The sequence below is a fragment of the Sphingomonas endophytica genome (assembly GCF_014199415.1).
Classification (GTDB): domain Bacteria; phylum Pseudomonadota; class Alphaproteobacteria; order Sphingomonadales; family Sphingomonadaceae; genus Sphingomonas; species Sphingomonas endophytica.
Genome location: NZ_JACIJN010000011.1, coordinates 106977 through 130912 on the forward strand (window position 1 = coordinate 106977; position 23936 = coordinate 130912).

At 69.3% G+C, this 23936-nt stretch carries 22 protein-coding genes; 10 read left to right on the top strand and 12 right to left on the bottom strand.

The annotated features are described in order from the left end of the window. Positions 1-6: 6 nt before the first annotated feature. From FHS97_RS15505 to FHS97_RS15520, 4 genes are read right to left on the bottom strand one after another with little or no spacing between them, the layout of a single operon-like run. Entirely contained in the window at positions 7-657 is a 651-nt protein-coding gene (locus FHS97_RS15505) for a 3-oxoacid CoA-transferase subunit B (RefSeq protein ID WP_184040065.1), read from the bottom strand. Then, complete coding sequence (locus tag FHS97_RS15510; protein ID WP_184040067.1) at positions 657-971, bottom strand: DUF5076 domain-containing protein; 315 nt, start codon at positions 969-971, stop codon at positions 657-659. The genes FHS97_RS15505 and FHS97_RS15510 overlap by 1 nt, the downstream gene beginning before the upstream one ends. Further along, entirely contained in the window at positions 968-1915 is a 948-nt protein-coding gene (locus tag FHS97_RS15515; protein WP_311770244.1) for a 5'-nucleotidase, lipoprotein e(P4) family, read from the bottom strand. Before FHS97_RS15515 ends, FHS97_RS15510 begins: the two co-directional genes overlap by 4 nt. Next, the gene (locus FHS97_RS15520) at positions 1912-2625 is read right to left on the bottom strand and encodes a 3-oxoacid CoA-transferase subunit A (protein ID WP_184040069.1); all 714 of its coding nucleotides are present in this window, start codon (positions 2623-2625) and stop codon (positions 1912-1914) included. Before FHS97_RS15520 ends, FHS97_RS15515 begins: the two co-directional genes overlap by 4 nt. Before the next feature lie 261 nt (positions 2626-2886). Here FHS97_RS15520 and FHS97_RS15525 point away from each other — a divergent pair, with 261 nt between their 5' ends. From FHS97_RS15525 to FHS97_RS15555, 7 genes are all read left to right on the top strand, one after another. Next, positions 2887-4539 (top strand): thiamine pyrophosphate-binding protein, encoded by a 1653-nt coding sequence (locus FHS97_RS15525; RefSeq protein WP_184040071.1) that lies wholly within the window; start codon positions 2887-2889, stop codon positions 4537-4539. 95 nt (positions 4540-4634) lie between these two features. Continuing rightward, positions 4635-5003: a BlaI/MecI/CopY family transcriptional regulator gene (locus FHS97_RS15530; RefSeq protein ID WP_159758448.1), complete on the top strand. Its 369-nt coding sequence runs from the start codon at positions 4635-4637 to the stop codon at positions 5001-5003. Beyond that, positions 5000-6616, top strand: a complete 1617-nt coding sequence (locus FHS97_RS15535; RefSeq protein WP_184040073.1) for a M56 family metallopeptidase — start codon at positions 5000-5002, stop codon at positions 6614-6616. Before FHS97_RS15530 ends, FHS97_RS15535 begins: the two co-directional genes overlap by 4 nt. Positions 6617-6820: 204 nt before the next feature. Beyond that, a complete protein-coding gene (locus FHS97_RS15540; protein ID WP_184040076.1) occupies positions 6821-7678 on the top strand; it encodes an MBL fold metallo-hydrolase in 858 nt (285 codons plus the stop codon). Then, entirely contained in the window at positions 7663-8370 is a 708-nt protein-coding gene (locus tag FHS97_RS15545; protein ID WP_184040078.1) for a DUF4230 domain-containing protein, read from the top strand. Before FHS97_RS15540 ends, FHS97_RS15545 begins: the two co-directional genes overlap by 16 nt. A gap of 254 nt (positions 8371-8624) precedes the next feature. After that, positions 8625-9623 (top strand): quinolinate synthase NadA, encoded by a 999-nt coding sequence (gene nadA / locus FHS97_RS15550; RefSeq protein WP_184040081.1) that lies wholly within the window; start codon positions 8625-8627, stop codon positions 9621-9623. Positions 9624-10026: 403 nt separating this feature from the next. Further along, on the top strand, positions 10027-12111 hold the full coding sequence (locus FHS97_RS15555) for a prolyl oligopeptidase family serine peptidase (protein WP_184040084.1): 2085 nt from the start codon (positions 10027-10029) through the stop codon (positions 12109-12111). Between the two features lies 1 nt (position 12112). Here FHS97_RS15555 and FHS97_RS15560 read toward each other — a convergent pair whose 3' ends face one another. The 6 genes from FHS97_RS15560 to FHS97_RS15585 all read right to left on the bottom strand — a co-directional run bounded on the left by FHS97_RS15560 (position 12113) and on the right by FHS97_RS15585 (position 19822). Beyond that, a complete protein-coding gene (locus FHS97_RS15560; RefSeq protein WP_184040087.1) occupies positions 12113-13072 on the bottom strand; it encodes a cation diffusion facilitator family transporter in 960 nt (319 codons plus the stop codon). A gap of 310 nt (positions 13073-13382) precedes the next feature. Then, positions 13383-14054, bottom strand: a complete 672-nt coding sequence (locus tag FHS97_RS15565; RefSeq protein WP_184040090.1) for a spermidine synthase family protein — start codon at positions 14052-14054, stop codon at positions 13383-13385. Next, a complete protein-coding gene (locus FHS97_RS15570; RefSeq protein WP_028966862.1) occupies positions 14051-14413 on the bottom strand; it encodes a DUF6481 family protein in 363 nt (120 codons plus the stop codon). Before FHS97_RS15570 ends, FHS97_RS15565 begins: the two co-directional genes overlap by 4 nt. A 154-nt stretch (positions 14414-14567) precedes the next feature. Further along, complete coding sequence (locus tag FHS97_RS15575; protein WP_184040093.1) at positions 14568-15659, bottom strand: glycerophosphodiester phosphodiesterase; 1092 nt, start codon at positions 15657-15659, stop codon at positions 14568-14570. 5 nt (positions 15660-15664) lie between these two features. Next, positions 15665-18103 (bottom strand): TonB-dependent receptor, encoded by a 2439-nt coding sequence (locus FHS97_RS15580; RefSeq protein ID WP_184040096.1) that lies wholly within the window; start codon positions 18101-18103, stop codon positions 15665-15667. A gap of 129 nt (positions 18104-18232) precedes the next feature. Next, positions 18233-19822 carry an alkaline phosphatase D family protein gene (locus FHS97_RS15585; RefSeq protein WP_184040099.1) on the bottom strand — a complete coding sequence of 530 codons (1590 nt, stop codon included), beginning with the start codon at positions 19820-19822 and terminating at the stop codon, positions 18233-18235. A gap of 168 nt (positions 19823-19990) precedes the next feature. Between FHS97_RS15585 and FHS97_RS15590 the strand changes: the two genes are divergently transcribed. Beyond that, positions 19991-20845 carry a glutamine amidotransferase-related protein gene (locus tag FHS97_RS15590; protein ID WP_184040102.1) on the top strand — a complete coding sequence of 285 codons (855 nt, stop codon included), beginning with the start codon at positions 19991-19993 and terminating at the stop codon, positions 20843-20845. A gap of 3 nt (positions 20846-20848) precedes the next feature. Here the strand turns inward: FHS97_RS15590 and FHS97_RS17810 are convergent, their stop codons facing one another. After that, positions 20849-21091, bottom strand: a complete 243-nt coding sequence (locus FHS97_RS17810; RefSeq protein WP_425506317.1) for a DUF2256 domain-containing protein — start codon at positions 21089-21091, stop codon at positions 20849-20851. On the opposite strand from FHS97_RS17810, the gene FHS97_RS15600 reads away from it, so the two are divergent. Together FHS97_RS15600 and FHS97_RS15605 are read left to right on the top strand one after the other, a co-directional pair. Beyond that, positions 21084-22109: an SMP-30/gluconolactonase/LRE family protein gene (locus tag FHS97_RS15600; protein ID WP_343053471.1), complete on the top strand. Its 1026-nt coding sequence runs from the start codon at positions 21084-21086 to the stop codon at positions 22107-22109. The two genes, FHS97_RS17810 and FHS97_RS15600, sit on opposite strands and share 8 nt — an antisense overlap. Positions 22110-22196: 87 nt before the next feature. Next, positions 22197-22427, top strand: coding sequence for a hypothetical protein (locus FHS97_RS15605; RefSeq protein ID WP_184040108.1), 231 nt, complete (start codon positions 22197-22199; stop codon positions 22425-22427). Between the two features lie 297 nt (positions 22428-22724). Here FHS97_RS15605 and mnmA read toward each other — a convergent pair whose 3' ends face one another. After that, entirely contained in the window at positions 22725-23858 is a 1134-nt protein-coding gene (gene mnmA, locus FHS97_RS15610) for a tRNA 2-thiouridine(34) synthase MnmA (protein ID WP_184040111.1), read from the bottom strand. Positions 23859-23936 lie beyond the last annotated feature (78 nt).

The following is a 23936-nucleotide window of genomic DNA, read 5'->3' on the forward strand; positions in this document are numbered from 1 at the left end:
CCGCGGTCAGACCTCGTAACGCGCCGCCGTCTTCGCCGCGACCTCGTCCGCGGTCACACCCGGCGCCAGCTCGACCAGCCGGAACGGCGCGTCGTGATCGGGCCGCTGGAACACCGCCAGATCGGTGACGATCATGTCGACGACGTTCTTGCCCGTCAGCGGCAGCGAACAGGCCGGCAGGAACTTCGGGCTGCCGTCCTTGGCGACATGCTCCATCACGACGATGATCTTCTTGACGCCCGCGACCAGATCCATCGCGCCGCCCATCCCCTTGATCATCTTGCCGGGGATCATCCAGTTGGCGATGTCGCCGTCCTCGGACACTTCCATCGCGCCCAGCACGGTCAGGTCGATATGCCCGCCGCGGATCATCGCAAAGCTCTGCTCGCTGCCGAAATAGGCCGAGGAGGGCAATTCGCTGATCGTCTGCTTGCCGGCGTTGATCAGGTCGGGATCGACCTCGTCGTCATAGGGGAACGGCCCGATCCCCAGCATCCCGTTCTCGGACTGGAGCGTCACGGTCATCCCCGCCGGGATGTTGTTCGCGACCAGCGTCGGAATGCCGATGCCGAGATTGACGTAATAACCGTCCTTCAGCTCGCGCGCGGCGCGCGCCGCCATGCCGTTACGATCCCAGCCCTTCGCTTCCTGCGACATCAGTTCAGGCTCCCGTCCTGGATGGTGGTGATCTCGGTCGCCTGCTCGCGCAATTGCGCGCTCAGCCCGGCGACGATCGCCTGCAACGCCTCGTCCTCGGTCATGCCGTAATTGCTGGCATAGGCGCGCGCGGCATGGCGGACGGTATCGGCCATCAAATATCCAAAGACCTCCGCATCGCCCAGCACGCCCGCGTTGATCCACACCGATGCGCCCGCGCCGTCGGTGACCCAGATCCGCGCCACTTCGGCCGAACGGTCGGTCAGCACGTCGCCATGCTCCAGCGCGATCGCGCCCTTTGGCTCGTCGGTCATGGCACGTCCTTCCAGCGTTTGTCGGCCGGGAAGGTCTCGTCCCAGCTACTCCCGAGCCCGGTGCCGTAGACCGGATTGGGCAACACGAACCAGCCATTGCCCCAGCGCGCCTCGATCGGCGCGACCGCGGTCAGCATCCGTCTGCCGACCGCAGGGGCCGGGCCGGGCGGGTTGAACAGGTCCGCGAAGTCGCCGAGCTGGTCGCCGGCCAACGCCACGACGCAATATCTCGCCGCGATCGCCGCGCGCCGCCCGTCCTTGCCCGACTTGCCGTCGGCATCGCCCTTCAGGAACAACGTCTCGCCGTGGCGGAACGCGCCGAGCCCGGCAGAGGCCAGCGCCTGCGCGGTCGCCTCGGCATTACCGATCGAACGGTTGGTGTTGATGACCATCGTCACCCCCATCGCACGCAGCGCGTGAAACGCCGCCACCGCGCCCGGCACCGCCGTTACACGCGTCGCTCCGGCCTTTTCCCAGCGCTCCCAGCGCTGCTGGTCGAAACCGCGCGCGGTTTGCGCATCGTCATATTCATAGCCGAGGTTGAGCACCGCGGTTTCGTCCATGTCGAGCACCACCGCGGGCGGCAGCGTCCCGCACGGCACCGTCTCCGCGCTCGCCGCGGTCGCGCCGGGTGCCAGCACCACCGACGCCGGCCAGCGCGGCAGCGTGCCGGCGGCGCGCTGCGACGGCAGCCGCCCCCGCCGGTCGCGCGCCGCGGTCAGCACCTCGCGCACATAGCGGACCATGCCGTTATACGCCTGTTCGGACAAAGCCGCCGCCTCGCCCGAGCCATAGAGCCACGCCATCGCCGGCGGCACGCCGGGCGGGGCAGGGGGATCGACCGCAAGCGGCGGCGCGCTCGGTCGCCCGAGCAGCACCTGCCGCTGCGCCGCGCATCCGCCGAGCGTCGCGGCGAGCGCCAGCAGGACGCCCGCGCGCTTCACGCCGTCTGCACGCACGGGCGGGTGGTGCGGAACTCGATCTTCTTCTCGTAGGGGCTGCCGACGATCATCCGTTTCACATAGATGCCGGGCAGGTGGATGTGATCGGGATCGAGCGTGCCGACCGGCACCACTTCCTCGACCTCGGCGACGCAGATCCGGCCCGCGGTCGCCATCGGCTGGTTGAAGTTGCGCGCGGTCTTGCGGAAGATCAGGTTGCCGCTTTCGTCGGCCTTCCAGCCCTTGATGATCGACAGGTCGGCGCGAATGCCGCGTTCGAGGATATAGTCCTCTCCGTCGAACACCTTCACTTCCTTGCCCTCGGCCACCTGCGTGCCGACGCCGGTCTTCGTGTAGAAGCCGGGGATGCCCGCGCCGCCCGCGCGGCACCGCTCGGCCAGCGTGCCCTGCGGGCAGAACTCCACCTCCAGCTCGCCGGCGAGGAATTGGCGTTCGAACTCCTTGTTCTCGCCGACATAGGAGGAGATCATCTTCCTGACCTGCCGGGTGCGCAGCAGCTTGCCGAGCCCTTCGCCATCGACCCCGGCATTGTTGCTCGCGATCGTCAGATCCCTGGTGCCGGCGTCGCGGATCGCGTCGATCAGCCGCTCGGGGATGCCGCACAGCCCGAACCCGCCCGCGCAGATCGTCATGCCGTCGAACAGCAGCCCGCCCAGCGCGGCGGCGGCATCGTCATACACCTTATCGACCACGGCTAGCCCACTCCCGTCCGGCCCTCAGATCGTGCGCGCCCCGGTGCCCCGTGCCGCACACCCCCGCTCCTTAGCGCCGCGCTTGGCGAAGGCAACGGCCGTGCCGCCTCGTCCGTCATCCCGGACTTGATCCGGGATCCCGCTTCTTCTGCCCGGTCGACGGAAGAAGCGGGGCTCCGGATCAAGTCCGGGGCGACGGCGTGGAAGGGCTAGACCACAACCCCCTTGCGAGTCACTCGCCACACGATAGGCTGCGCGCCCATGACAAGCCTCAGAACCGGTGGCCGTATTCTGGTCGACCAGCTCGTCGCACAGGGCTGCGACCGCGTGTTCACCGTGCCGGGGGAGAGCTTCCTCGCGGTGCTCGACGCGCTCCACGACACGCCCGCGATCGACGTGGTGACGTGCCGGCAGGAGGGCGGGGCGGCGTTCATGGCCTGCGCCGACGGCACGCTGACCCACCGTCCCGGCGTCGCTTTCGTGACGCGCGGGCCGGGTGCGACCAACGCCGCGATCGGCGTCCATGTCGCGCATCAGGACTCGCAGCCGATGATCCTGTTCGTCGGCGACGTCGACCGCGGCACCCGCGACCGCGAGGCGTTTCAGGAAATCGACTTTGCGGCGATGTTCGCGCCGATGTGCAAATGGGCGGCGCGGATCGACGATGCGCGGCGCATCCCCGAATATGTCGCGCGCGCCTACGCCACCGCGGTCAGCGGCCGGCCGGGTCCGGTGGTGCTCGCGTTGCCCGAGGACATGCTGCTCGACACGGTCGAGGCGACCGACCGCGCGCGCGTCGATCGCGTGTCGCAGGACGTCGACGCCGACACGCTCGACCGGCTGCGCGACCTGCTCGCCACCGCCGAGCGCCCGCTCGCGATCGTCGGCGGGGCGGGGTGGGACACCGCCGCGGCGGCCGCCTTCGCCGACTGGGCGACGCGCGCGGGCGTGCCGGTCGCCGCCGCCTTCCGCCGGCAGGACGCGATCGCCAACGACTGCCCGGCCTATGCCGGCAACCTCGGCTATGGCCCGAACCCGGCGCTGGTCGCGCGGGTCCGCGACGCCGACCTGCTGCTGGTGGTCGGCGCGCGGCTCGGCGAGGCGACCACCGACGGCTATGCGCTCGTCACCCCCGATCACCCCGGCCAGCGGCTGGTCCACGTCCACCCCGACCCGCAGGAGCTGCACCGCGTCTACGCCACCGATCTCGCGATCTGCGCCGGCATGGCGGAGTTCGCCGAGGCGCTGGTCCCGCTCGACGGCGGCGCGCACCCGCACGCCGCCGAGGCGCGCCGCGAGTATGAGGCCTGGACCGCGCCGCAGCCGCGCGACGGCGTCGCGCTCGATCTCGGCCCGTGCGTCGCGGCGATGCGCGACGCGCTGCCCGCCGACACGATCATCTGCAACGGCGCGGGCAATTTCTCGGGCTGGTGGCACCGCTACTGGCGCTATGCCGGGCCGGGGACGCAACTCGCGCCGACGGCGGGGGCGATGGGTTATGGCCTGCCCGCGGCGGTCGCCGCGTCGCTGCGCCGGCCGGGGCGCAGCGTCGTCGCGGTTGCGGGTGACGGCGACTTCCTGATGAACGGGCAGGAACTGGCGACCGCGGTCCAGCACGGCGCGGACCTGCTCGTGATCGTCGTCGACAACGGCACCTATGGCACGATCCGGATGCATCAGGAGCGCGAATACCCCGATCGCCCCGCCGCGACCCGCCTCCACAACCCCGATTTCGCCGCGCTCGCGCGTGCATACGGCGCGACCGCCGAGACGGTCGAGCATACCGCCGACTTCGCCCCCGCGCTCGACCGGCTCCGCGCCGTCTCAGGCGTGCGATTGCTCCACTGCCGCACCGACATCGAGCAGATCACCCCCGCGACCACGCTGACCGCGATCAGGCAGCGCGCGCTGTAAGGAATAACCCGGCACCGCCCGTGAACCGCTATTGACTACAGACGTAATCGATATGATTACAGCTGTAGTCGATAGGCGTGACGAGGGAGCGAGTCGTGGTCGAACGGATCAGCGATGCCGAACATGCGGTCATGGAGGTGCTGTGGGACGAAAGCCCGCTCACCGCACAGGACGTGGCCGAACGGGTGGACCCGGAACGCGGCTGGAGCGCCGCCACCGTCAAGACGCTGCTCGGGCGGCTGCTCGGCAAGGAAGCCGTCCGCCACGAGGTCGACGGCCGCCGCTATCTTTACAGCCCGGCGGTGCGCCGCGAGGATTATGTCGCGCGTGAGTCCGACCGGCTGATCGATCGGCTGTTCGGCGGCCGGCTGACCCCGCTGGTCGCGCATCTCGCCGAACGCGACGCGCTCAGCGATCAGGACATCAGCGAGATCGAAGCCCTGCTCAAGGCGCTCAAGCAATGATCGGCTGGGCACTCGAGGCGATGCTGGCGTCGGCGCTGCTGATGCTGGCCGTCCTGGTCCTGCGCGGGCCGGTCCGCACCGCATTCGGCGCGCGCGTCGCCTATGCGCTATGGGCGCTGCCCGCGCTGCGGTTGGTGATGCCGCCGCTGCCCGAGGGCTGGCGCGGCGAGGCGCTGCCGGTGCTGCCGGCGCCCGAGCCGATCGTCATCATGCTCGGCGAACCGGTCGCGACGCTGCCGGTCGAGACGACCCACAGTGCGCTCGGCTGGCCGCCGGTCGCTTTGGGGCTGTGGCTGGGCGGCGCGGCGCTGCTGCTCGCGTGGCAGGCGGTCGGCTATCTCCGCTTCCGCTACAACGTGCTGCGGCTCGGGATCGCGGTCAACCGCGTCGGCTCGATCACCGTCGTGCAGAGCGCCGCCACCGACGGCCCGCTCGCCTTCGGCGTCTTCGACCGCGTCGTCGCCTTCCCGCGCGATTTCGCCGCCCGCTTCGACCCCGAGGAACGCGCGCTCGCGCTCGAACACGAATTGGGTCACCATGCGCGCGGCGATCTGGTCGCCAATTGGGTCGCGCTGGCGGTGCTCGCGCTGCACTGGTTCAACCCGCTGGCATGGACCGCCTTCCGCAAATTCCGCGCCGATCAGGAAATGGCGAACGACGCGCGCGTGCTGGCGCGCACCGACGGGGCCGCGCGCCACGCTTACGGCTGCGCGATCGTCAAGGCCGCGCATGGTCGCGCGGTGTCGCCCGCCTGCCACCTCAACACCGTCAAGGATCTGAAAGGGAGACTGAAGATGCTCGGCAAGAAGAAAGCCACGCGCACGCAGACCGCGACTGGCGCTATGGCGATCATGGCACTGGCGATCGGTGGCCTTGCCTTCACCGCCTCGGGCACGCAGGCCGCCGAGCGCGTCCGTGCCGGGGTGGAGGATGCGACGGGGATCGAGATGCCCGAGATGCCGGAAATTCCCGAGATGCCGGAAATGCCGGAGACGCCTGAAATGCCGGACGTGCCTGCGCTGCCACATGCGACCCCCGTGCCGGGAACCCGTCACATCGTCGTCCAGAAGCACAAGGGTCGCGACACCACCGTCACCGTCACGACCGACGGCCGCACCACCACCTACACCGGCGAAGCGGCAGAGCGTTACCTGGCCGCGCACCCGGCGCCGCCACCCCCGGCGCCCCCCGCGCCGCCGGCACCGAACGTCGCTCCGGTGCCGCCGGTCCCCCCGACGCCCCCGATGCCGCCGGTGCCCGGCGTCGACATGACCGAGCTGAACGCGCACGCCGCCGAGCTGGGGCGCAACGCCGCCCGGCTGCAACGTCAGGCCGCGCAGATGCAGCGTCACGCCGCGCTCGACTCGGCCCGGCTCCAGCGTCAGGCCGCCGCAATGGCGCGGGAAGCGGCCCGGATCGACACCGCGCAACTGCGCCGCGATGCGATGGAGACGCAGCGCCAGGCGCTCCGCGCCGCGCTGACCGGGCTGGAGCACGCCCGCGCCGGGCTGACCGTCAACCGCAACCTGACCGACGCGCAGCGCGCAGAGGCGATGGCGGCGATCGACGGCGAACTCGCCAACCTTCGTCGCCGCGTCGCCGACCGGGACTGACGCAGGTCCGTCGTTCCGGTCGTAGTCCGGGACGACACCTGTATCCGTCATTGCGAGCGTAGCGAAGCAATCCAAGGCGTCCTGATCCAACCCTGGATTGCTTCGCTACGCTCGCAATGACGATGAAGAAGAGCGGGAGCGCGAAGAGGCGAGTAAAGCCCAAACCCTTGCACCCGTCGCCGCCCGCCGCCATGTGAAGCAAAGATGGCAGACGACCTCCCTACCGGCGTGGCAATGACGCTGGAACCTTTGGTGACGCGCGTCCTCGCCCCCAATGCCAGCGCCTACACCTACACCGGCACGCAGACACACCTCGTCGGCACCACTGACCTCGCGATCATCGATCCCGGTCCCGCCGACGACGCGCACCACGCCGCGCTGGTCCGCGCGATCGCCGACCGTCCGGTCCGCGCGATTCTCATCACCCACCACCACCGCGACCATTCCCCCGCCGCACGCCGCCTCGCCGCCGAGACCGGCGCGCCGATCACCGGCTGCGCCCCGCTGGTGGTACGCGACGCGGGCGAGCAGGCCGACGCCGCCTTCGACAAGGATTACGCCCCCGATCGCGTGCTGACCGACGGCGAGCAGGTCAGCGGCAACGGCTGGACACTTCAGGCGCTCGCCACACCCGGCCACACCGCCAACCATCTCGCCTTCGCGCTGCCGGAGACGAACGCGCTCTTCTCGGGCGATCACGTCATGGGCTGGGCGACCAGCGTCGTCTCGCCGCCCGACGGCGACATGGGCGATTACATGGCGAGCCTCGACAAGCTGCTGCTGCGCGACGACCGCATCTATTATCCCGGTCATGGCGAGGCGGTCGAGCGCCCGCAGCGGCTGGTGCGCGGAATGCTCGGGCACCGCAAGCAGCGCGAGGGACAGATCCTGCGGCTGCTCCGCGAGGCGCCGCAGCCGGTCGCGGCGATGGTCGCGCGCATGTACGTCGGGCTCGACGCGCGGCTGCTCGGCGCGGCGTCGCGCTCGGTGCTCGCGCATCTGCTCGATCTCGCGCGGCGCGGGCTGGTGGTGGAGGAGGGGGATCTATGGCGGAGCATCTGACCGGGCTCGGCAAGCTGCTGGTATCGCTGGCGATCGCCACGGCGATCCTCGTCGCGACCTTTGTCGGCTATCGCTATGTCACCGAAAAATACACGGTCGCCACCGATGACAGCGGCGTCGCGGTCGCACGCGTTGTCGCCGGCCGGCTCTACGGCAGCAACGAGCTGCGCGTCAGCCATCTTTCCGGCACCGTACAGTCGACCGCCTCGGCGACGCGGATGTGGGGCTGGCTGAAATATGTCCGCGTCATCAAGGCGCCATATGACGTCGATTATTTCGTGCCGCTCGGCAGCCTGCGCCCGCGCGACTTCCGTTACGACGAACGCCGCCGCCGCTTGCTGGTCGAGGTGCCCGACGTGACGGTCGGCGCACCCAATATCGACGAGAGCCGCGTCACGGTCGACACCACCACCGGCGTGCTGCCGCCGCGCGGCGCGATGGCCGAGTTGCAGAAGAAGGTGTCGGCGAAAGCGACCGACGTCGTCGCCGCCAAGGCGCGCGAGCCCGAGAACATCGCCAAGGCACGCGAGAACGCCCGCGCCGCGCTTGAACGGCTGTTCGAGGGCACGCTGGAGGCGGCCAATCTGCCCGTCAACGTCGAGGTCCGCTTCGCCGGCGAGGCCCGCCCCGACAATCGCGACCAATGGGACCTGACGCGCTCGCTGGAGGAAGTGCTCGGCAACGCGCGCTGATAGCGTCTGCTTGCGTCCCCGCGTTACCGTCGTTCCCGCCATCCCCCCGTCATTCCCGCCATCCCACCGTCATTCCCGCGAAGGCGGGAATCCAGAACCTCTGACGTCTCGACTCTTGCGACGACCTGCGCGTCTGGATCCCCGCTTCCGCGGGGATGACGGCAATTGTTTGTGTTGAGCCTGTCGGTCCATCCCCCCTTTCCCCTCCATCGTTCCGCTTGATTGCGCTTCCCGCACAGGCCATCTGCTGCGTCATGGAACAGCCGACGAACCTGACGGGCCTCGACCTGCGCGCCGAGATCGACCGCCTCCGCAAGGAGCGCAACGCCGTGATCCTCGCGCATTATTATCAAAAGCCCGAGATCCAGGACCTCGCGGATTTCGTCGGCGACAGCCTCGACCTCAGCCGCAAGGCGCAGGCGACCGACGCCGACGTCATCGCCTTCTGCGGCGTGCGCTTCATGGCCGAGACCGCCAAGATCCTCTCGCCGCACAAGACGGTGATCCTCCCCGACATGGACGCCGGGTGCAGTCTGGAAGACAGCTGCCCGCCCGACCAGTTCGCCGCGTTCCGCGCGCAGCATCCCGGTGCGATCGCGCTCACCTACATCAATTGCTCGGCGGCGGTGAAGGCGCTCAGCGACGTGATCGTCACCTCGTCCTCGGCCGAGACGATCCTCGCCAAGATCCCGCCCGAGCAGAAGATCATCTTCGGCCCCGACCGCAATCTCGGCGGCTATCTCGCGCGCAAGACCGGGCGCGACCTGATCCTGTGGCCGGGTGTGTGCATCGTCCACGAGGCGTTCAGCGAAACCGAGTTGCTCAAGCTGCGCGCGCAGCACCCCAATGCGCCGATCGTCGCGCATCCGGAATGCCCGGCGGTGATCCTCGACCATGCCGATTACGTCGGCTCGACGCGCGGCATCCTCGAATATGCGATGGCGATGCCGGGCGACACGCTGATCGTCGCCACCGAGCCGCACATCATCCACCAGATGGAAAAGGCATTGCCGGGCAAGACGTTCATCGGCGCGCCGGGCGCGGACGGGAACTGCAATTGCAACATCTGCCCGTATATGGCGCTCAACACGATCGAGAAGCTCTATGTCGCGCTGCGTGACCTGACCCCGCGGATCGAGATGGATGAGGGGCTGCGCGTCCGCGCCAAGAAGAGCCTCGATGCGATGCTGGAAATGGCAAGCACGACGGTGGGGCAGGGCGATCTCGGCCCCGCAAAGGTGACCGGCGACTGACCAGCGCGTCGCCCCTGCGAAGGCAGGGGCCCATGTCTGTCTCGTGCCGCGCGACGCCGACACGAGAACCGGCGCTATTGTGTCGACCCGCCCACCCGGACGACACAGCCATCGGCCCCTGCCTCCGCAGGGGCGACGGCGTGAGGGCTAAGGTCCCCCGCCCCAAACTCCGTCATCCCGTGCTTGACCCGGGATCCCGCTTCTTCCCCTCGCAACCGCGACGAACCGCGCACCTGGTCGCAAACATCGACGAGGCTTTCCGAACCCCGGCAGCCAAGATTGACGCACCTTATCAGTGCGTTTCGAACTGCACCCCCGTGCCTGCGCCGCCGTTCTGCGCCACCATCGCCAACATCCGTGCCCCGCTTCCTATCCCCGACGCGCCCCGCTACGTTGGTCACCGATGAAACGTCTGATCCCGCTCGCGCTCGCCCCGGTCGTCCTCGCTGCTGCCCCCGCCGCCGACCCGTACCGCTGGCTGGAGGACATCGAGGGCACCCGCGCGCTCCAGCAGGTCAAGGCGTGGAACGCCGAAACCGAAGCGCAGCTCACCAAAAGCCCGCGTTACGAACAGGATCGCGCCCGCGCCAAGGCGATCCTCGACGACGAGGCACAGATCGCCGACGCCGATGCAGTGCTCGGCGACCGGGTGACAAACCTCTGGCGCGACGCGAAAAATCCACGCGGCTTGTGGCGCGTCGCGATGCTCGCCGACTATCAGGCCGGTCGCCCGCAATGGCGGACGCTGATCGACGTCGACGCGCTCGGCAAGGCGGAGGGCAAGAGCTGGGTCTGGCACGGCGCGAGCTGCCTGGAACCCGATTACGCCCGCTGCCTCGTCCGGCTCAGCCCCGGCGGCACCGACGCGCAGGTGGTCCGCGAGTTCGACCTGACCACCGGCCGCTTCGTCGACGACGGCTTCGTCCTGCCCGAGGCGAAGAGTGACGTGGCCTGGGTGAACCGCGACACCCTGCTGGTCGCGACCGATTGGGGCGCAGGTGCGCTGACCACCTCCGGCTATCCGCGCATCGCGAAATTGTGGAAGCGCGGCACGCCGTTAGCGGCAGCGACCACCGTCCACGAGTCACCCGCCAGCGCGGTGCAGGTCGGCGCGGCGGCGTTCGTCGACGCCACCCGCCGCTGGCCGATGGTCAGCGTCGGCCACACCTTCTTCGAGCGTGAGCTGCTGGTGCAGGCCGCCGATGGTCGGTTCGTCCCGCTCGGGCTCCCGAAGGGCGCGGATGTCACCGACGTGATCGGCGGACGCGTGATCGCCAGGCTCAACAAACCAGCTGACAATTTCCCGGCCGGCGCACTCGTCGCCTGGTCGCTCACCGATATCGTCGCCGGCCGTCACCCAAAAGGCGAGCTGGTGATGGCGCCGGGCGCGACGCAGGCGATCGAGGAAGTCTCGGCCAGCGACAACGTCTTATGGGTCAAGTTGCTCGACGACGTGTCCGGCCGTTTGCTCGCGCTGCGCCGCCAGACGGACGGGCGCTGGACGCCGACCCCGGTTGCGCTGCCCGGCAACAGCACGCTGCATCTCGGCGCGACCACCGGCAAGAGCGACGCGGCGTTCGTCACGGTGGAGGGGATGCTCACGCCGCCGACGCTCTATGCGGTGCGCGTCGGCGCGGCGCCGCGCGCGGTGCAGGCGCTTCCGGCACGCTTCGACGCTACGAAATATCAGGTGGTGCAACGCTTTGCGACGTCGCGCGACGGCACGCGTGTGCCCTATTTCCTCGTCACGAAGAAGGGGGCGACCGCTCCCGCGCCGGCGCTGATCCACGCCTATGGCGGGTTCCGCAGCGCGCAGACCCCGACCTATCTCACCGAACAGCCGTATCGCGCCGGGCCGCTGGCGCTGTTCTGGGTCGAGCAGGGCGGCGCCTATGTGCTCGCCAACCTGCGCGGTGGCGGCGAATACGGCCCGCGCTGGCATCAGGCGGGGCTGCGCGAGAAGCGCCAGAACGTGTTCGACGACCTTCACGCGGTCGGCGACGATTTGGTCCGCACCGGCGTGTCGACTAAAGGAAAGATCGGGATTTCAGGACGTTCCAACGGCGGCCTGCTGGTCGGGGTGGCGATGCAGCAGCGGCCGGACCTTTATGGCGCGGTGATTGCGGGGTCGCCGCTGGAGGATATGCAGCGTTACTCGCATCTGTCCGCGGGGGCGTCGTGGATCGACGAATATGGCGATCCCGACAAGCCCGCCGACTGGGCGTTCATCCGACGCTATTCACCCTATCAGAACGTCAAGGCAGGTGTCCGCTATCCGCCTGTGTTCTTTTATCTTTCGACCAAGGATGACCGGGTGCATCCGGGGCATGCGCGCAAGCTGGCGGCGTTGCTCAAGCAGTACGGCAACACCGTCTACTTCCACGAATATCTGGAGGGCGGGCATTCGGTCGGGGCCGATCACGCCGCGGACGCGCGCCGCGCGGCGCTGCTGGATGCGTTCCTGGGACGCGAACTGATGCGAAAATAGCCTAGACGGTGCGCTCATCGGCGAGCGTGCAGGCGGTGCCGGTCTCGATCTGTACCGTCGTATGGCCGATCCCGAAGCGTTCGTGCAGCATCGCCTGCACGTCTTCGAGGAACACGTCGCCCGGATGCCCGGCCGGGATGTGCAGATGCGCGGTCAGGCTCGGTTCGGTGGTCGACATCGGCCAGATGTGGAGATCGTGGATCGCCTCGACGCCGGGCAGTGCGGCGAGCGCGTCCTTGACGCGGTCGTAGTCGATCCCGCGCGGCACCGCCGCAAGCGACATCTCGACCGTCTCGCGCAGCAGCCCCCAGGTCTGCCAGAAGATCACCACCGCGATGACGAGGCTGACGAGCGGGTCGATCCACGCCGCCCCGGTCAGCCAGATCGCCACCCCCGCGGCGACCACGCCGGCCGAGACCAGCGCGTCGGCGAGCATGTGGAGATAGGCGCCGCGCACGTTGACGTCGCCCTTGCGCCCGCGCGCGAACAGCCAGGCGGTGATCGCATTGACGACGATTCCGAGCGCGGCGACGGCCGAGACGGTCAGCCCCGGCACGGCGGGGGCCGACCCGAAGCGCTGCACCGCCTCCAGCGCGATCGCACCGATCGCGACCAGCAGCAGCAGCGCGTTGGCCAGCGCGGCGAGGATCGTCGAGCCCTTCAGCCCGTAGGTGAAGCGCTTCGACGGGGCCGTCCGCGCCAGCGCCGCACCGCCCCATGCCACCGCCAGTCCGAGCACGTCGGACAGATTGTGCCCCGCATCGGCGAGCAGCGCGACCGATTGGTACAGGAACCCGGCGACGCCCTCGGCAACGACATAGCCGAGGTTGAGCGCGATCCCGATCGCGAACACATGATCCCAGCGCTCGGGCGGGGTGGCATGTGCATGAGAATGGCCGTGATCGTGACCGTGCTCATGATCGTGACCGTGATCGTGGTGGTGATGGTGCCCGTGACCCATGCGCGGCATCTACCATCAGGCCGGGGCGGGTGACAGTCGGTTAGCGTAAGTTGGTTGCGAAGGCTCGAGCGACCCCGCACCACCATTTACTATCGTCACCCCGGCGACGGCCGGGGCCCAGCTGCGAGACCCACGTGATGTCCGTTGCGCTTCGGCAGAAAGGCCTTCCCAACTGGGCCCCGGCCTTCGCCGGGGTGACGGATTTGGTTGGGTACACCTGTTAGCCCTCATCGTCATTGCTTCGCTCCGCTCGCAATGACGGAACAAGCTGACGTCGTGCGTGAAGGAGGATGAGCCCAAGCGACGCGCGTCAGCGCCGCGTGCCGAACCAGATGACGTGGGTCGCACCCTTGCCGTTTTCGCGCGCGCGGACCTTGACCTCGTCGACCGCGAAGCCGCTGTCGGCGAAGCGGCGCGCGAAGCGCGGGTCGGGCGCGGCCGACCACACCGCCAGCACGCCGCCGGCCCGCAAGGCGCTACGCGCCGCGGCCAGCCCGCGCGGGCCGTAGAGGCCATCGTTGGCGGGGCGGGTCAGCCCGTCGGGGCCGTTGTCGACGTCGAGCAGAATCGCGTCATAGCGGCCGCTGCCTCCCGCGATCGCCTTGCCGACATCGCCCATTTCAAGCGTGACGCGCGGATCGTCGAGGCAGCCGTCGGTGAGCGCCGCCATCGGCCCGCGCGCCCATTCGATGATGCCGGGCACCAGTTCGGCGACGGTGACCTGCGCCGCCGCACCCAGCCGGCCGAGCACCGCGCGGAGCGTGAAGCCCATGCCATAGCCGCCGATCAGCAGGTGCGGCGCGGGACGATCGGCCAACCGGTCGCAGGTCATCGTGCCGAGCGCGACTTCCGAGCCGCTCATCCGCGTGCTCATCAGCTCGTTGCGCTCGAGCACGATCATGAAGTCGGCACCGCGACGGAACAGCCGCAAGGGCGGCCCCTCCGGCACCTCCGCAACCCCGAGCAATTCGGGGCGGATCACTTCTTCTGGCGGGCCTTACGCGCGGCGTAGCGGGCGTCGCGCGCCGCCTTCATCTCGGCTGCGGTCGGCATGACCGGTGGGCGCTTGGCGGCAGCGGCCGCCTCGGCAGCGGCGGCTTCCTCGGCAGCAGCCTGTGCGCGCGCCTCTTCCTTGGCGGCCTTTTCGGCGGCGATCGCCGCCTTGCGCTGCTCGCGCTTCTCGGCCTCCGCGGCTTCCTTGGCCTCGCGCGCGGCGAGGCGGGCGGCGACCTCTGCAGGATCGGGGGCGGCCTTGTTCTTCAACGCCTCGAGCGCGCGTGCCTTGGCGTCGCGGGCGGCGGCGGCGCGTTGGTTGAAGTCAGGGGCCTTGTAACCTGCCATGCTGCGAAATTCTCCTTGGGGAACGACAACGCCGAAACCGGCGAAAAGCACAACGGCCCCGCATCGCTGCGGAGCCGTCGGGAAAGCCGATGAAGCGAAAGGCTACACCAGCCGCATCCGAATATACGAGCCGGACGGCGTAAGCGCAACCGCTTTATTCGGCGTCGTCCACCGCCAGTCGCCCGAGCGCCGGATCGTCGGTGAAGAACGAGTCGATGCCGAGCGTGATGTAACGGCGCATCTCGGCCACCGAGCCGGCGTCGTGGCGGGCGTCCGGCCCGGCGTTGCTGCGGAAGTCGGCGGCGAGGAAGCGGTTTTCGGGACGGAAGGTCCACGGGCAGACCTCCAGCCCGACGGCGTGCGCGTCGGCGACCAGCGTCGTCGGCGCGCCGAGCCGGCCGTCGGCGGCGAGCGGGATCAGCATCCGCGTGTTCGGCGCGACGATGTCGGCATAACGCGCGATCTCGCGCAGCCCGGCGGGCGACACCATCGCGCGGTAATCGAGCGCGCCACCGGCCTTGGCGACGTCGGCGGGCTTCTGCGCCGGATCGCCGATCAGCTGAACGAGCCGGAGGTTGCCGCCCTTCGGCAGCTTGCCTCGGACGTAGCGCAGGTTGGCGACCTCGAACGACTGCAATTGCACCGGTGCGCGGCGGGTATAGGCGTGTGCGGCGAGCACCGCGAGAAAACGGTCCTCGACCGGCAGGCCGATCCCGGTGAAGTAGGTCGAGTGCTTCAGCTCGGGCACCAGCCCGATCGTCCGCGCGCGCGCCGCCGCCTCGGCCGCGGCGAAGTCGATGACCTCGTCGAGCGTGACGATCTGGAACTGGCCGTCATAGCTGCGGCTTTCGGGCCGGACCGTGCCGAGCCGTTCCTTCGCGCGCAGCGTCTTCAGCTCGGCGAGCGTGAAATCCTCGGTGAACCAGCCGGTCTGCGTCTCGCCGTCGATCGTCCTGGTCGTGCGGCGCGACGCGAACTCCGGGTGGTCGGCGACATCGGTCGTCTCGGCGATGTTGTTCTCGTGCCGCGCGACCAGCACGCCGTCCTTCGTCGGGACCAGATCGGGCTCGATGAAATCCGCGCCGTCCGCGATCGCCTTGGCATAGGCGCCGAGCGTGTGTTCGGGGCGCAATGCCGACGCGCCGCGGTGCGCGAACACCAGCGGCTTCTTGGCGGGCGACGCCGCGCCGGCGGTGGAGGCCACCCCCAGCGCGATCGCGGAGCCGATGGCGGCGCGGCGGGTCATCACGCTCAGAAGCCTGCGCTGAGCGTGACGAACGCCTGACGCGGCGCGAGCGGGAAGAAATTGTACGTCCCCGATGCCGCGCCGACGCTGATCGTCGAATAGGCTTTCTTGTCGGTGATGTTGGTGACGTTGAGGCTGACGTTCAGCTTCTTCGCCAAGCCTTCGCCCGACAGCGGCATGTCGAAGCCGATGCGACCCGACAGGGTGAAATAGCCCGGCACTTTCAGATCGTTCGTGAACGTGGCATAGCGACGACCGATATAGTCGCCGATCAGTTGCAGCTCCACCCCGTCGCCATTGAGCGTGGCCACGGTCTTGTTGAGCCAGTCGGGCGAGCCGGGGACCTTCTTGCCGGCGGTCGGCACCACGGTCTGCGCGGCGCCGACCGTGTAATTATCGGCGTAGCGCGAGTTGTTGTACGACAGCGCATTGTAGAGCGAGAAACGGTCGCCGAAGCGCAGCGTCGCCGCCGCGTCGACACCGTCGGTTTTCACGCTGCCGACGTTGGCGATGATCGGCGCGCCGCTGATGATCGCGGTGATCGTGGTGGTCGGGCTGATCGCGAGCAGCCGGTTCGAGAAGTCGACGTGATAATAGCTGATCTGGCCCTCGAATCCGCTCAGCGGCCCGAGATCGAGCGGACGGCGCGTGCGGATGCCGGCTTCATAGGTCCAGCTGGTTTCCGGCTTGGTATTGTCCTTGAAGAAGTCGAACAGCGACTGGGTGCCGAGCGCGAACGGCGAGAGGCCGGCGGCGGCGCTGGTCTGGAACTGGCGGATGTTCTTCTGCGCGTTGACGAAGACCTGTTCGTGGTCGGTCGCATCCCACAGCACGCCAACCTGCGGCAGGAACCATTCGTCGGTGTTGATCCGCCCGACTGGCAATTCGCGCGAGCCGGTGAACGAGCCCGGGATCGGCTGCACCGGCACGCGCTGGCGTGCATGCTGGAAGGTGCTCTTGAACCCGGCCTGTAGCGTCAGCGTGGGGACGATCTTCCACGCGTCCTGGAGGTGCGCCTGGATTTCGGTGACGCGGATCTCGCTGCCATATTGCGTGATGAGGGGGTTCGCGAGGTCGAGCGGGCGCTCATAGGGCGAGGACGGGTCGTTGACGTCGAGCGCGTACCAGCGGCGATAGGCGGACGAGCTTTGATGCTCGTACCAGCCGCCCAGCTCGATCGTGTGGTTGCCGAGTTCGGCGCGCAGCGTCGAGATGCCGCCGACGCGGTCGATGCGATATTCGGTGGTGCGGGTCGCAAGGCCGGAGCCGCCGAAGATCGTCGACAGCCGCGCGAGATTGGCGGTCGAGGTCGGGCTGCTGCCCGCGACGCCGGGGTAATAGAAGGAGAAGAGCTGCGGCAGCCCGGCGACGGTGATCGGGCCGGCGACGATCCCGACGCCGTCATTGTGGTGGAAATACGCCTGGTTGGAGAAGGTCACGCGATCGGTGACGTTCCAGTCGTATTTGACATAGCCGAGATAGTCGGTGCGCAGCGCCGCGCTGTAGTAATTGCTGTAGTTCGCGCCCGACGCCGCATAGCTGGCGGCGCTGTTGTACGGTAGCTGGTTGGCGAGATATGCCTGCATGCCCGCGAAGTTCGGGTAGAGGAACGGGCGGATGTACGGCTGGTACGTCTGGGTCGCGGAGACGACGGTCGCGTCCTCGTTGGGCTCGGCCTTATCGGAATAAGCGAAGTACGCGGTCAGCTTGCCGGTCGCGTCGTCGTGGACCAGCTTGGCATTCGCCTGCCAGCCCTTCTGATAGCCCTCGAAATCCCATGCGCGTGCGCGCTGGCGCACGCCGGAGATGTAGAAGCGCGTGTTCTGGCCGATGTCGCCGCTGTCGACACGGACGTAGCTACGCGTCGCTTCGTAGCTGCCGACGGTCTGCGCCGCGGAGATGCCGAACTCCGGCTTCGGATCGCTGGTGAAGGTGTCGATCGTCCCGCCGAGGTTGCTGGTCGAGGCGGTGCCGAGATCGCCCGCGCCCGAGGCGAGCACGACGCGGCCGACATTCTCCGAAATCGTGGCCCGCTGCGGGCTGAGGCCGTTGTAATTGCCGTATTGCTGATCGCCGAGCGGGACGCCGTCGAGCGTATAGCCGAGCTGCTGCGCGTTGAAGCCGTGGACGAACAGCGAGATGTTCTGCTCGTTGTTGCCCCACGGATCGGCGGTCAGATAGGTGACGCCGGGTAGCGTCTGGAGCGCCTTGAGCGGGCTGATGCCGGGCAGCACCTTCTGGATGTCGGCATTGGTGATCTGCGTCACCGCACGCGTCGCGGCGCCGGTGACGATGATGTCCTCGCCCGCCGGCTCGGCGGGGGCGGTCTGGCCGTCATCGGCGGGAGCGGTCGGCGGCGCGGCGGGCGGGGTCTCCGCGGCACGGGCCGAAGTTGCGGTCACGGCGAACAGCGCACTGCCGGCGAGCAGCATCGAACGAAGCATGAGATATTTTCCCCAGATCGCCAGCACCTTGGCGGTGCGGCGTTGGCCGTTCCCTGCGCGCAAGTCTTTGCGAGCGCGTGACTAAACGATTTCGCTTTCGTGACGGCGCGCGCGGGAACCGCTGGGGGCTCACGCCATGCGATTGCGTCCGTGCGTCACCGTCGCGCTGTGCCCGATCGTCGCGGCCGGGGTGCGCGTCGCAATCGTGTCGAGCATGATCCAGTCGTTGCGGACGCGCCCGGCCTCGATCGTCAGCGCCATATAGCCGCGGCGCGACGTGTCGCACCATTTCAGCTCCGGGTTGGCGCGGACGAGATCGGCGGCGATGCGGCGCGGATCATAGGCAGTGCCGCTCTCGAACCCCGGCGAGGTGACGCTGTGTCCGGCGAATTCGACCGCGGCGGCATGGCCGTCGTGCGCGAGGTCATAGGCCCAGGCATTGTGGCTGTCGCCCGAGATCAGCACCGTGCTGCCGCCAAGCTGCTGCACCTGCCGCAGGAAGCGCGCGCGCGCCGCCGGATAGCCACCCCAATTGTCGAAGTTGAACGGCAGCCCGGCCCGCGCCGCGGCGATGCCGTCGCTGACATAGCTGTTCTGCCTGCCCTTGACCCACGTCCCGGCGTCGGCCGGCATCATCGTCTGTCCCATGATCGTTCCGAAACCGATCACCTGCCAGCGCCGCCCGCTGCGCACCGAGGCGGCGAGCGCATGGTCGAGCCAGCTCTCCTGCTGCCATCCCATCATCGTCGCGCCGGGATCCTGCCACGCGCCGTCGCGGAAGGCGCGCAGCGCGGCGGCGGGATCGGCGCTCTTGAACAGCGGATCGAGATCGGGCTGCTGCGTGCGGCCGAGCAGCCGCGTCTCGGTGCGGAAGAGCGTGGCCAGCGCGCCGATGTCGTAGCTTTTCCACGGCTTGTCGGAGACCGGCATCCATTCGCGATACGCCTGGATCGAGGCGGCGCGACGCTGGCTCCAGTCCCCCTCGCTGGCGGGGTCGTGGTTCTGCGCGCCGCCCTCCCAGCTGTCGTTGGCGCTTTCGTGATCGTCCCATTGCGCGATCATCGGCAGCCGCGCGTGGAGCGCCTGAAGATCGGGATCGGTGCGGTAGCTGGCGAAGCGCTGCCGGTAATCGGCGAGGTGGATCGTCTCGCCAAGCGGCTGCGGCTCGCGGCCGGCGATCAGCTGGCTGGTCGCCGGATAATGATCGGGCGCATATTCGTAGAAATAGTCGCCGAGATGGATCGCGCAGTCGAGATCATCGCGCGCGGCGGCATGGGCATAAGCGTTGAAGAAGCCGAAGCCGATGTTTGAGCAGGAGAAGATCGCCGCGCGCCAGGGACGGACGCCGTCGGCGGGGAGGGTGCGGGTGCGCCCGATCGCCGAGCGGGCGCCGTCCGGCGCGATGAAGCGGAACCAGTACCAGCGATCGGGCGCGAGCCCGTCGGCGGTGAGCTTGACGGTCCAGTCGCGCCACGCGCCGGTGATCTGCGCGCCGACCGGGCGTGCGCCGCGCATGTCGGGCTGTTCGGCGATCTCGGCGGTGACCTCGCCCGCGCCGGCCATCACGCAGCGCGTCCAGAGCAGGACCGAATCCGGACCCGGCTCGCCGCTGGCGACCGAATGGGTGAAGCCGCGCGCGGGAGCGGCACCGGCGGCGAGCAGCGGCGCGGCGGTCAGCGCACCGGCGCCGGCGAGCAGGGAGCGGCGGGAGACGAGCACGGGCGAACCTCTTTGTCTGCGCGGATCAGAATGGCCGCGCGGATGGGCGCGGTTTGTGGAGGCTTGATGACAAACCACGTCGCGACGAAAGTTTGTAGGCGATGCAGGGGCTTGGCGGCGCTGCGATGCGTTGGCGCACTTCCGTTACGTGACCCGAGGTGAACCGGCGTGCCCCGATTTCTGATCGCGCAGAGCGAAACCCCCGACGAGCGCGCGGCGCGGCGCGCGCATACCGGGCAAAGCTCGGGCGAGAGCTATGCCGACACGCTGGGGCAGATGATGCCCGGCGCGACGATCGAGATCTGCCAGCCCGCCGATGACGGTTCGCCGGTTTTCACCGCCGGGGAACTGGCGGCGTTCGACGCGGTGTTCCTGACCGGCTCGCCGCTGCATGTCTATGACGACACGCCCGAGGTGCGGCGGCAGCTGGCGTTCATGCGCGCGGTGTTCGCAGCGGGCACGCCGTCATTCGGATCGTGCGCCGGGCTGCAGGTGGCGGTGGTCGCGGCGGGCGGAACGGTGCGCAAGATGCCCGAACGGATGGAGGCGGGCATCTCGCGGCGGATCGTCGCCACGGCGGAGGGGCGCGACCATCCCCTGCTCGCCGGGCGCGCGCCGACCTGGGATGCGCCCGCGGTGCACGGCGACGAGGTCGAGACGCTGCCGCCGGGCGCGACGCGGCTGGCGGGCAATGCGGTGACGCATGTGCAGGCCGCCGAGATCCGCCACGACAAGGGGGTGTTCTGGGGCGTGCAATATCATCCCGAACTGTCGCTGGGCGAGATCGCGATCGCGCTGCGGCGGCAGGTCGACGGGCTGGTCGAGGCGGGGCTGGCCGAGACGCCCGCCGAGGTCGAGGAACGCGCCGCGGTGATGGCGGCGCTCCACGATGCGCCGGAGCGCCGCTCGTTGCGCTGGCGGCTGGGGGTGGATGGCGAACTGGCGGATACCGACGCCCGGCGGCGCGAGATCGCCAACTTCCTCGCCGCGCTGCCGTCGATCGACCGGCGCGGGGCGCGATGACGGCTAAGAAGCGGGCCCGGCACGCTCACCGACGCCGCGGCAGCGATCCGAACAATATTTGACCGCATCCCAGTCGCGCGCCCACTTCTTGCGCCACGCGAACGGGCGGTGGCAGCTCGCGCAGATCTTCTCGGGCAGATGCGGTTTCTTGTGCGCCATGGCGGCTGAACCCGTTTGGCGCGCGCCGCGATCCGTGCCAGCGTGCGGCTGTGCTGAAATAGCGAGGGGATGCAGGATGATGGCCACCGAGACGCTTCGGCCGGGGCGGCGCGCGGTGCTGGCCGGGCTGACGGGCGCGGCGCTGACCGGGTTCGCGGACGCGTCGCCGCCGGTCGAACTGCGACGGCTCACGCCCGCGTTCGACCGGATCGTCGCGCCCGGCACGCAGGTCGAGGTGATCGCCACCGGCATCCAGTGGGCGGAGGGACCGTTGTGGGTGCCGCAGGACGGCGGCTATCTGCTGTTCTCCGATCCGCCCGCCAATATCGTCCGGCGGTGGTCGCGCGGCGGCGGGGTGACGACCTTCCTGTCGCCGTCGGGCGCGCCCGATCCCGACCGCACGGTCCTGCGCGAGCCGGGGGCGAACGGCATGGCGCTCGATCGTGGCGGCGGGCTGCTGATCGCAAACAGCGGCGGGCGCTCGATCGACCGGGTCGATCTGAAGACGCGCCGGCGCACCATGCTGGTGGGGCGCTATGAGGGGAAGCGGTTCAACAGCCCCAACGACGTGCACGTCGCGCGCGATGGCGCGATCTGGTTCACCGACCCGCCGTACGGGCTGGCGGGCGACGACCGGTCGCCGGCCAAGGAGCTGGGCGTCAATGGCGTCTACCGCTGGCGCGCGGGCGGCGAGGCGGTGCTGGTCGACGGGTCGCTGACCCGCCCCAACGGCATCGCCCTGTCGCCCGACGAGCGGCGCCTGTACGTGGCGGTGTCCGATGCCGCCGACCCGCGCGTGATCGCCTATGATCTCGGTCGCGACGGGATGCCGCGCGCATCGCGGGTGCTGGTGTCTGCCAAGGCGTGGCACGAGCAGGGCAAGCCCGGTCTGCCCGACGGGATGAAGGTGGCGCGGGACGGGACCTTGGTCTGCTCGATGCCCGGCGGGATCATGTTCCTCACGCCCGAGGGCGAGCCGATCGGGCTGATCGAGACGTCGACCCCCGCCGCGAATGCCGCGTTCGGGGAGGGCGGCGCGGCGCTGTACGTCACCAACAACGACCGCGTTCTGCGCATTGCGTTGCGGCCGGGATGGCAGCGGTGACGGATCAGGGTTGATCTCCTACTGAAACGGTGTAGTTTGGCAGAGACGGTGGCGCTCTGCCGCCGAGCATGAAGGGGATGTGCGTTGATGAAGAAGATCGTTGCGGGCATGTCCGCGGTGGCGCTGGCGCTCTCGCTGGCGGCGTGCGGATCGAAGACCGACACCGCCAATGACACGGCGCTCAATGCCGAGATCGGCAACGACGTGGCGCTGAACGAGACGCTGCCGGCCGACGAAAATCTGTCGGACGTGGGCGCGCTGCCGCTGAACGCCACCGACGGCAACGTCGCGGGCGCCACGACCACCAACGCGCTCTGACGAATTCGCGGGCGGCCCGTCCGCGTCGCCCGCCACCTTTACCGTCTGGAGTTGCTCCCTAGACGAAACTGGTCCGGTGCCCCCCAGCGGCGCCGGACCTTTTGTCTGTCTTCGTCATTCCGGACATGATCCGGGGGACGAGTAGAGCTTTCGGAGCGTGATGACGTTGACTTGATCCGTCGTTGCGAGCGTAGCGAAGCAATCCAGAGCGTCCGGGCGACAACCCTGGATTGCTTCGCTGCGCTCGCAATGACGGCCGGTTCATTCGATCTTACGTCATCATCATCTGATGAGCGGTCAGTGGGACGCGGACATCGCGGGGAGTGCCTCCACGCCGGGCGCCAGCGCCGGCTCGGTCGCGGCGATCCAGCCGCCGCCCAGCACGCGATCGCCGGCGTAGAGCACCGCGGCCTGTCCTGGCGCGACGCCATATTCGGGCGCGTCGAACACCAGCCGGTCGCCCGTCATGCGCGCCGGCACCGGTTTCGCCATCGAGCGCACCTTCGCGGTCAGCGGGCCATCGAGCGGGCCGAGCACGTTGAGCCGCTCGAGTCGCGCTGCCGCGACCGCCAGCGCCGCGCGGGGGCCGACCACGACGCGGCGCGCCTCCGCCTCCAGCCGGACGACGTAGAGCGGCTCGGGCGTGCCGCCGATCTCCAGCCCGCGCCGCTGCCCGACCGTATAATGGACCAGCCCGCGATGCTCGCCGAGCTTGCGGCCGGCGAGGTCGACGATGTCGCCGCCGGTCGCCGCCTCGGGGCGCAGCTTCTTGACCAGCGAGGCGTAATCGCCGTCGGGGACGAAGCAGATGTCCTGGCTGTCGGGCTTGTCGGCGACCAGCAACGCGAGTTCGGCGGCGAGTTCGCGGACGCGCGGCTTGGGGAGCGCGCCGAGCGGAAAGCGCAGGAAGTCGAGCTGTTCCTGCGTGGTGGCGAACAGGAAATAGCTCTGGTCGCGCGCCGGATCGGCGGCGCGGTGCAGCTCCGCGCCTGCCGGACCTTCGACGCGGCGGACGTAATGGCCGGTGGCGAGGCAGTCCGCGCCGAGATCGCGCGCCAGCGCCAGCAGGTCGGTGAACTTCGGCCCCATGTTGCACTGGACGCAGGGGATCGGGGTGCGCCCGGCGAGATATTCGTCGGCGAAGGCGTCGACGACGTTCGCGCGGAAGCTGCTTTCGTGATCGAACACGTAATGCGCGATGCCGAGCTTGTCGCAGACCGCGCGCGCGTCGCGGATGTCGCGGCCGGCGCAGCACGCCCCGGCGCGCTTGGTCGCCTCGCCGTGATCGTAGAGCTGGAGCGTGACGCCGATCACCTCGGCGCCGGGCTGGCGCGCGGCGAGCGCGGCGACGACCGAGCTGTCGACCCCGCCCGACATCGCCACGACGATGCGCCGCGCACCGGGCGCGAGCTGGAATTCACCGCTGTCCATGATCCGTGTGTCATACAGCCGTGACCCGGGCGGCGTAAACCGAAATGAAGGAAGCGTTGCCGGGGGTTTTACCCGGCC

Excerpts from the sequence above, each read along its gene's own strand:
- FHS97_RS15510 (WP_184040067.1), bottom strand. The coding sequence starts at position 971 with ATGACCGACGAGCCAAAGGGCGCGATCGCGCTGGAGCATGGCGACGTG.
- FHS97_RS15505 (WP_184040065.1), bottom strand. The coding sequence starts at position 657 with ATGTCGCAGGAAGCGAAGGGCTGGGATCGTAACGGCATGGCGGCGCGC.
- mnmA (WP_184040111.1), bottom strand. The coding sequence starts at position 23,858 with ATGGACAGCGGTGAATTCCAGCTCGCGCCCGGTGCGCGGCGCATCGTC.
- FHS97_RS15575 (WP_184040093.1), bottom strand. The coding sequence starts at position 15,659 with ATGACCCGCCGCGCCGCCATCGGCTCCGCGATCGCGCTGGGGGTGGCC.
- FHS97_RS15545 (WP_184040078.1), top strand. The coding sequence starts at position 7,663 with ATGGCGGAGCATCTGACCGGGCTCGGCAAGCTGCTGGTATCGCTGGCG.
- FHS97_RS15580 (WP_184040096.1), bottom strand. The coding sequence starts at position 18,103 with ATGCTTCGTTCGATGCTGCTCGCCGGCAGTGCGCTGTTCGCCGTGACC.
- nadA (WP_184040081.1), top strand. The coding sequence starts at position 8,625 with ATGGAACAGCCGACGAACCTGACGGGCCTCGACCTGCGCGCCGAGATC.
- FHS97_RS15605 (WP_184040108.1), top strand. The coding sequence starts at position 22,197 with ATGAAGAAGATCGTTGCGGGCATGTCCGCGGTGGCGCTGGCGCTCTCG.
- FHS97_RS15535 (WP_184040073.1), top strand. The coding sequence starts at position 5,000 with ATGATCGGCTGGGCACTCGAGGCGATGCTGGCGTCGGCGCTGCTGATG.
- FHS97_RS15600 (WP_343053471.1), top strand. The coding sequence starts at position 21,084 with ATGGCCACCGAGACGCTTCGGCCGGGGCGGCGCGCGGTGCTGGCCGGG.
- FHS97_RS15525 (WP_184040071.1), top strand. The coding sequence starts at position 2,887 with ATGACAAGCCTCAGAACCGGTGGCCGTATTCTGGTCGACCAGCTCGTC.
- FHS97_RS15555 (WP_184040084.1), top strand. The coding sequence starts at position 10,027 with ATGAAACGTCTGATCCCGCTCGCGCTCGCCCCGGTCGTCCTCGCTGCT.
- FHS97_RS15560 (WP_184040087.1), bottom strand. The coding sequence starts at position 13,072 with ATGGGTCACGGGCACCATCACCACCACGATCACGGTCACGATCATGAG.
- FHS97_RS15570 (WP_028966862.1), bottom strand. The coding sequence starts at position 14,413 with ATGGCAGGTTACAAGGCCCCTGACTTCAACCAACGCGCCGCCGCCGCC.
- FHS97_RS15540 (WP_184040076.1), top strand. The coding sequence starts at position 6,821 with ATGGCAGACGACCTCCCTACCGGCGTGGCAATGACGCTGGAACCTTTG.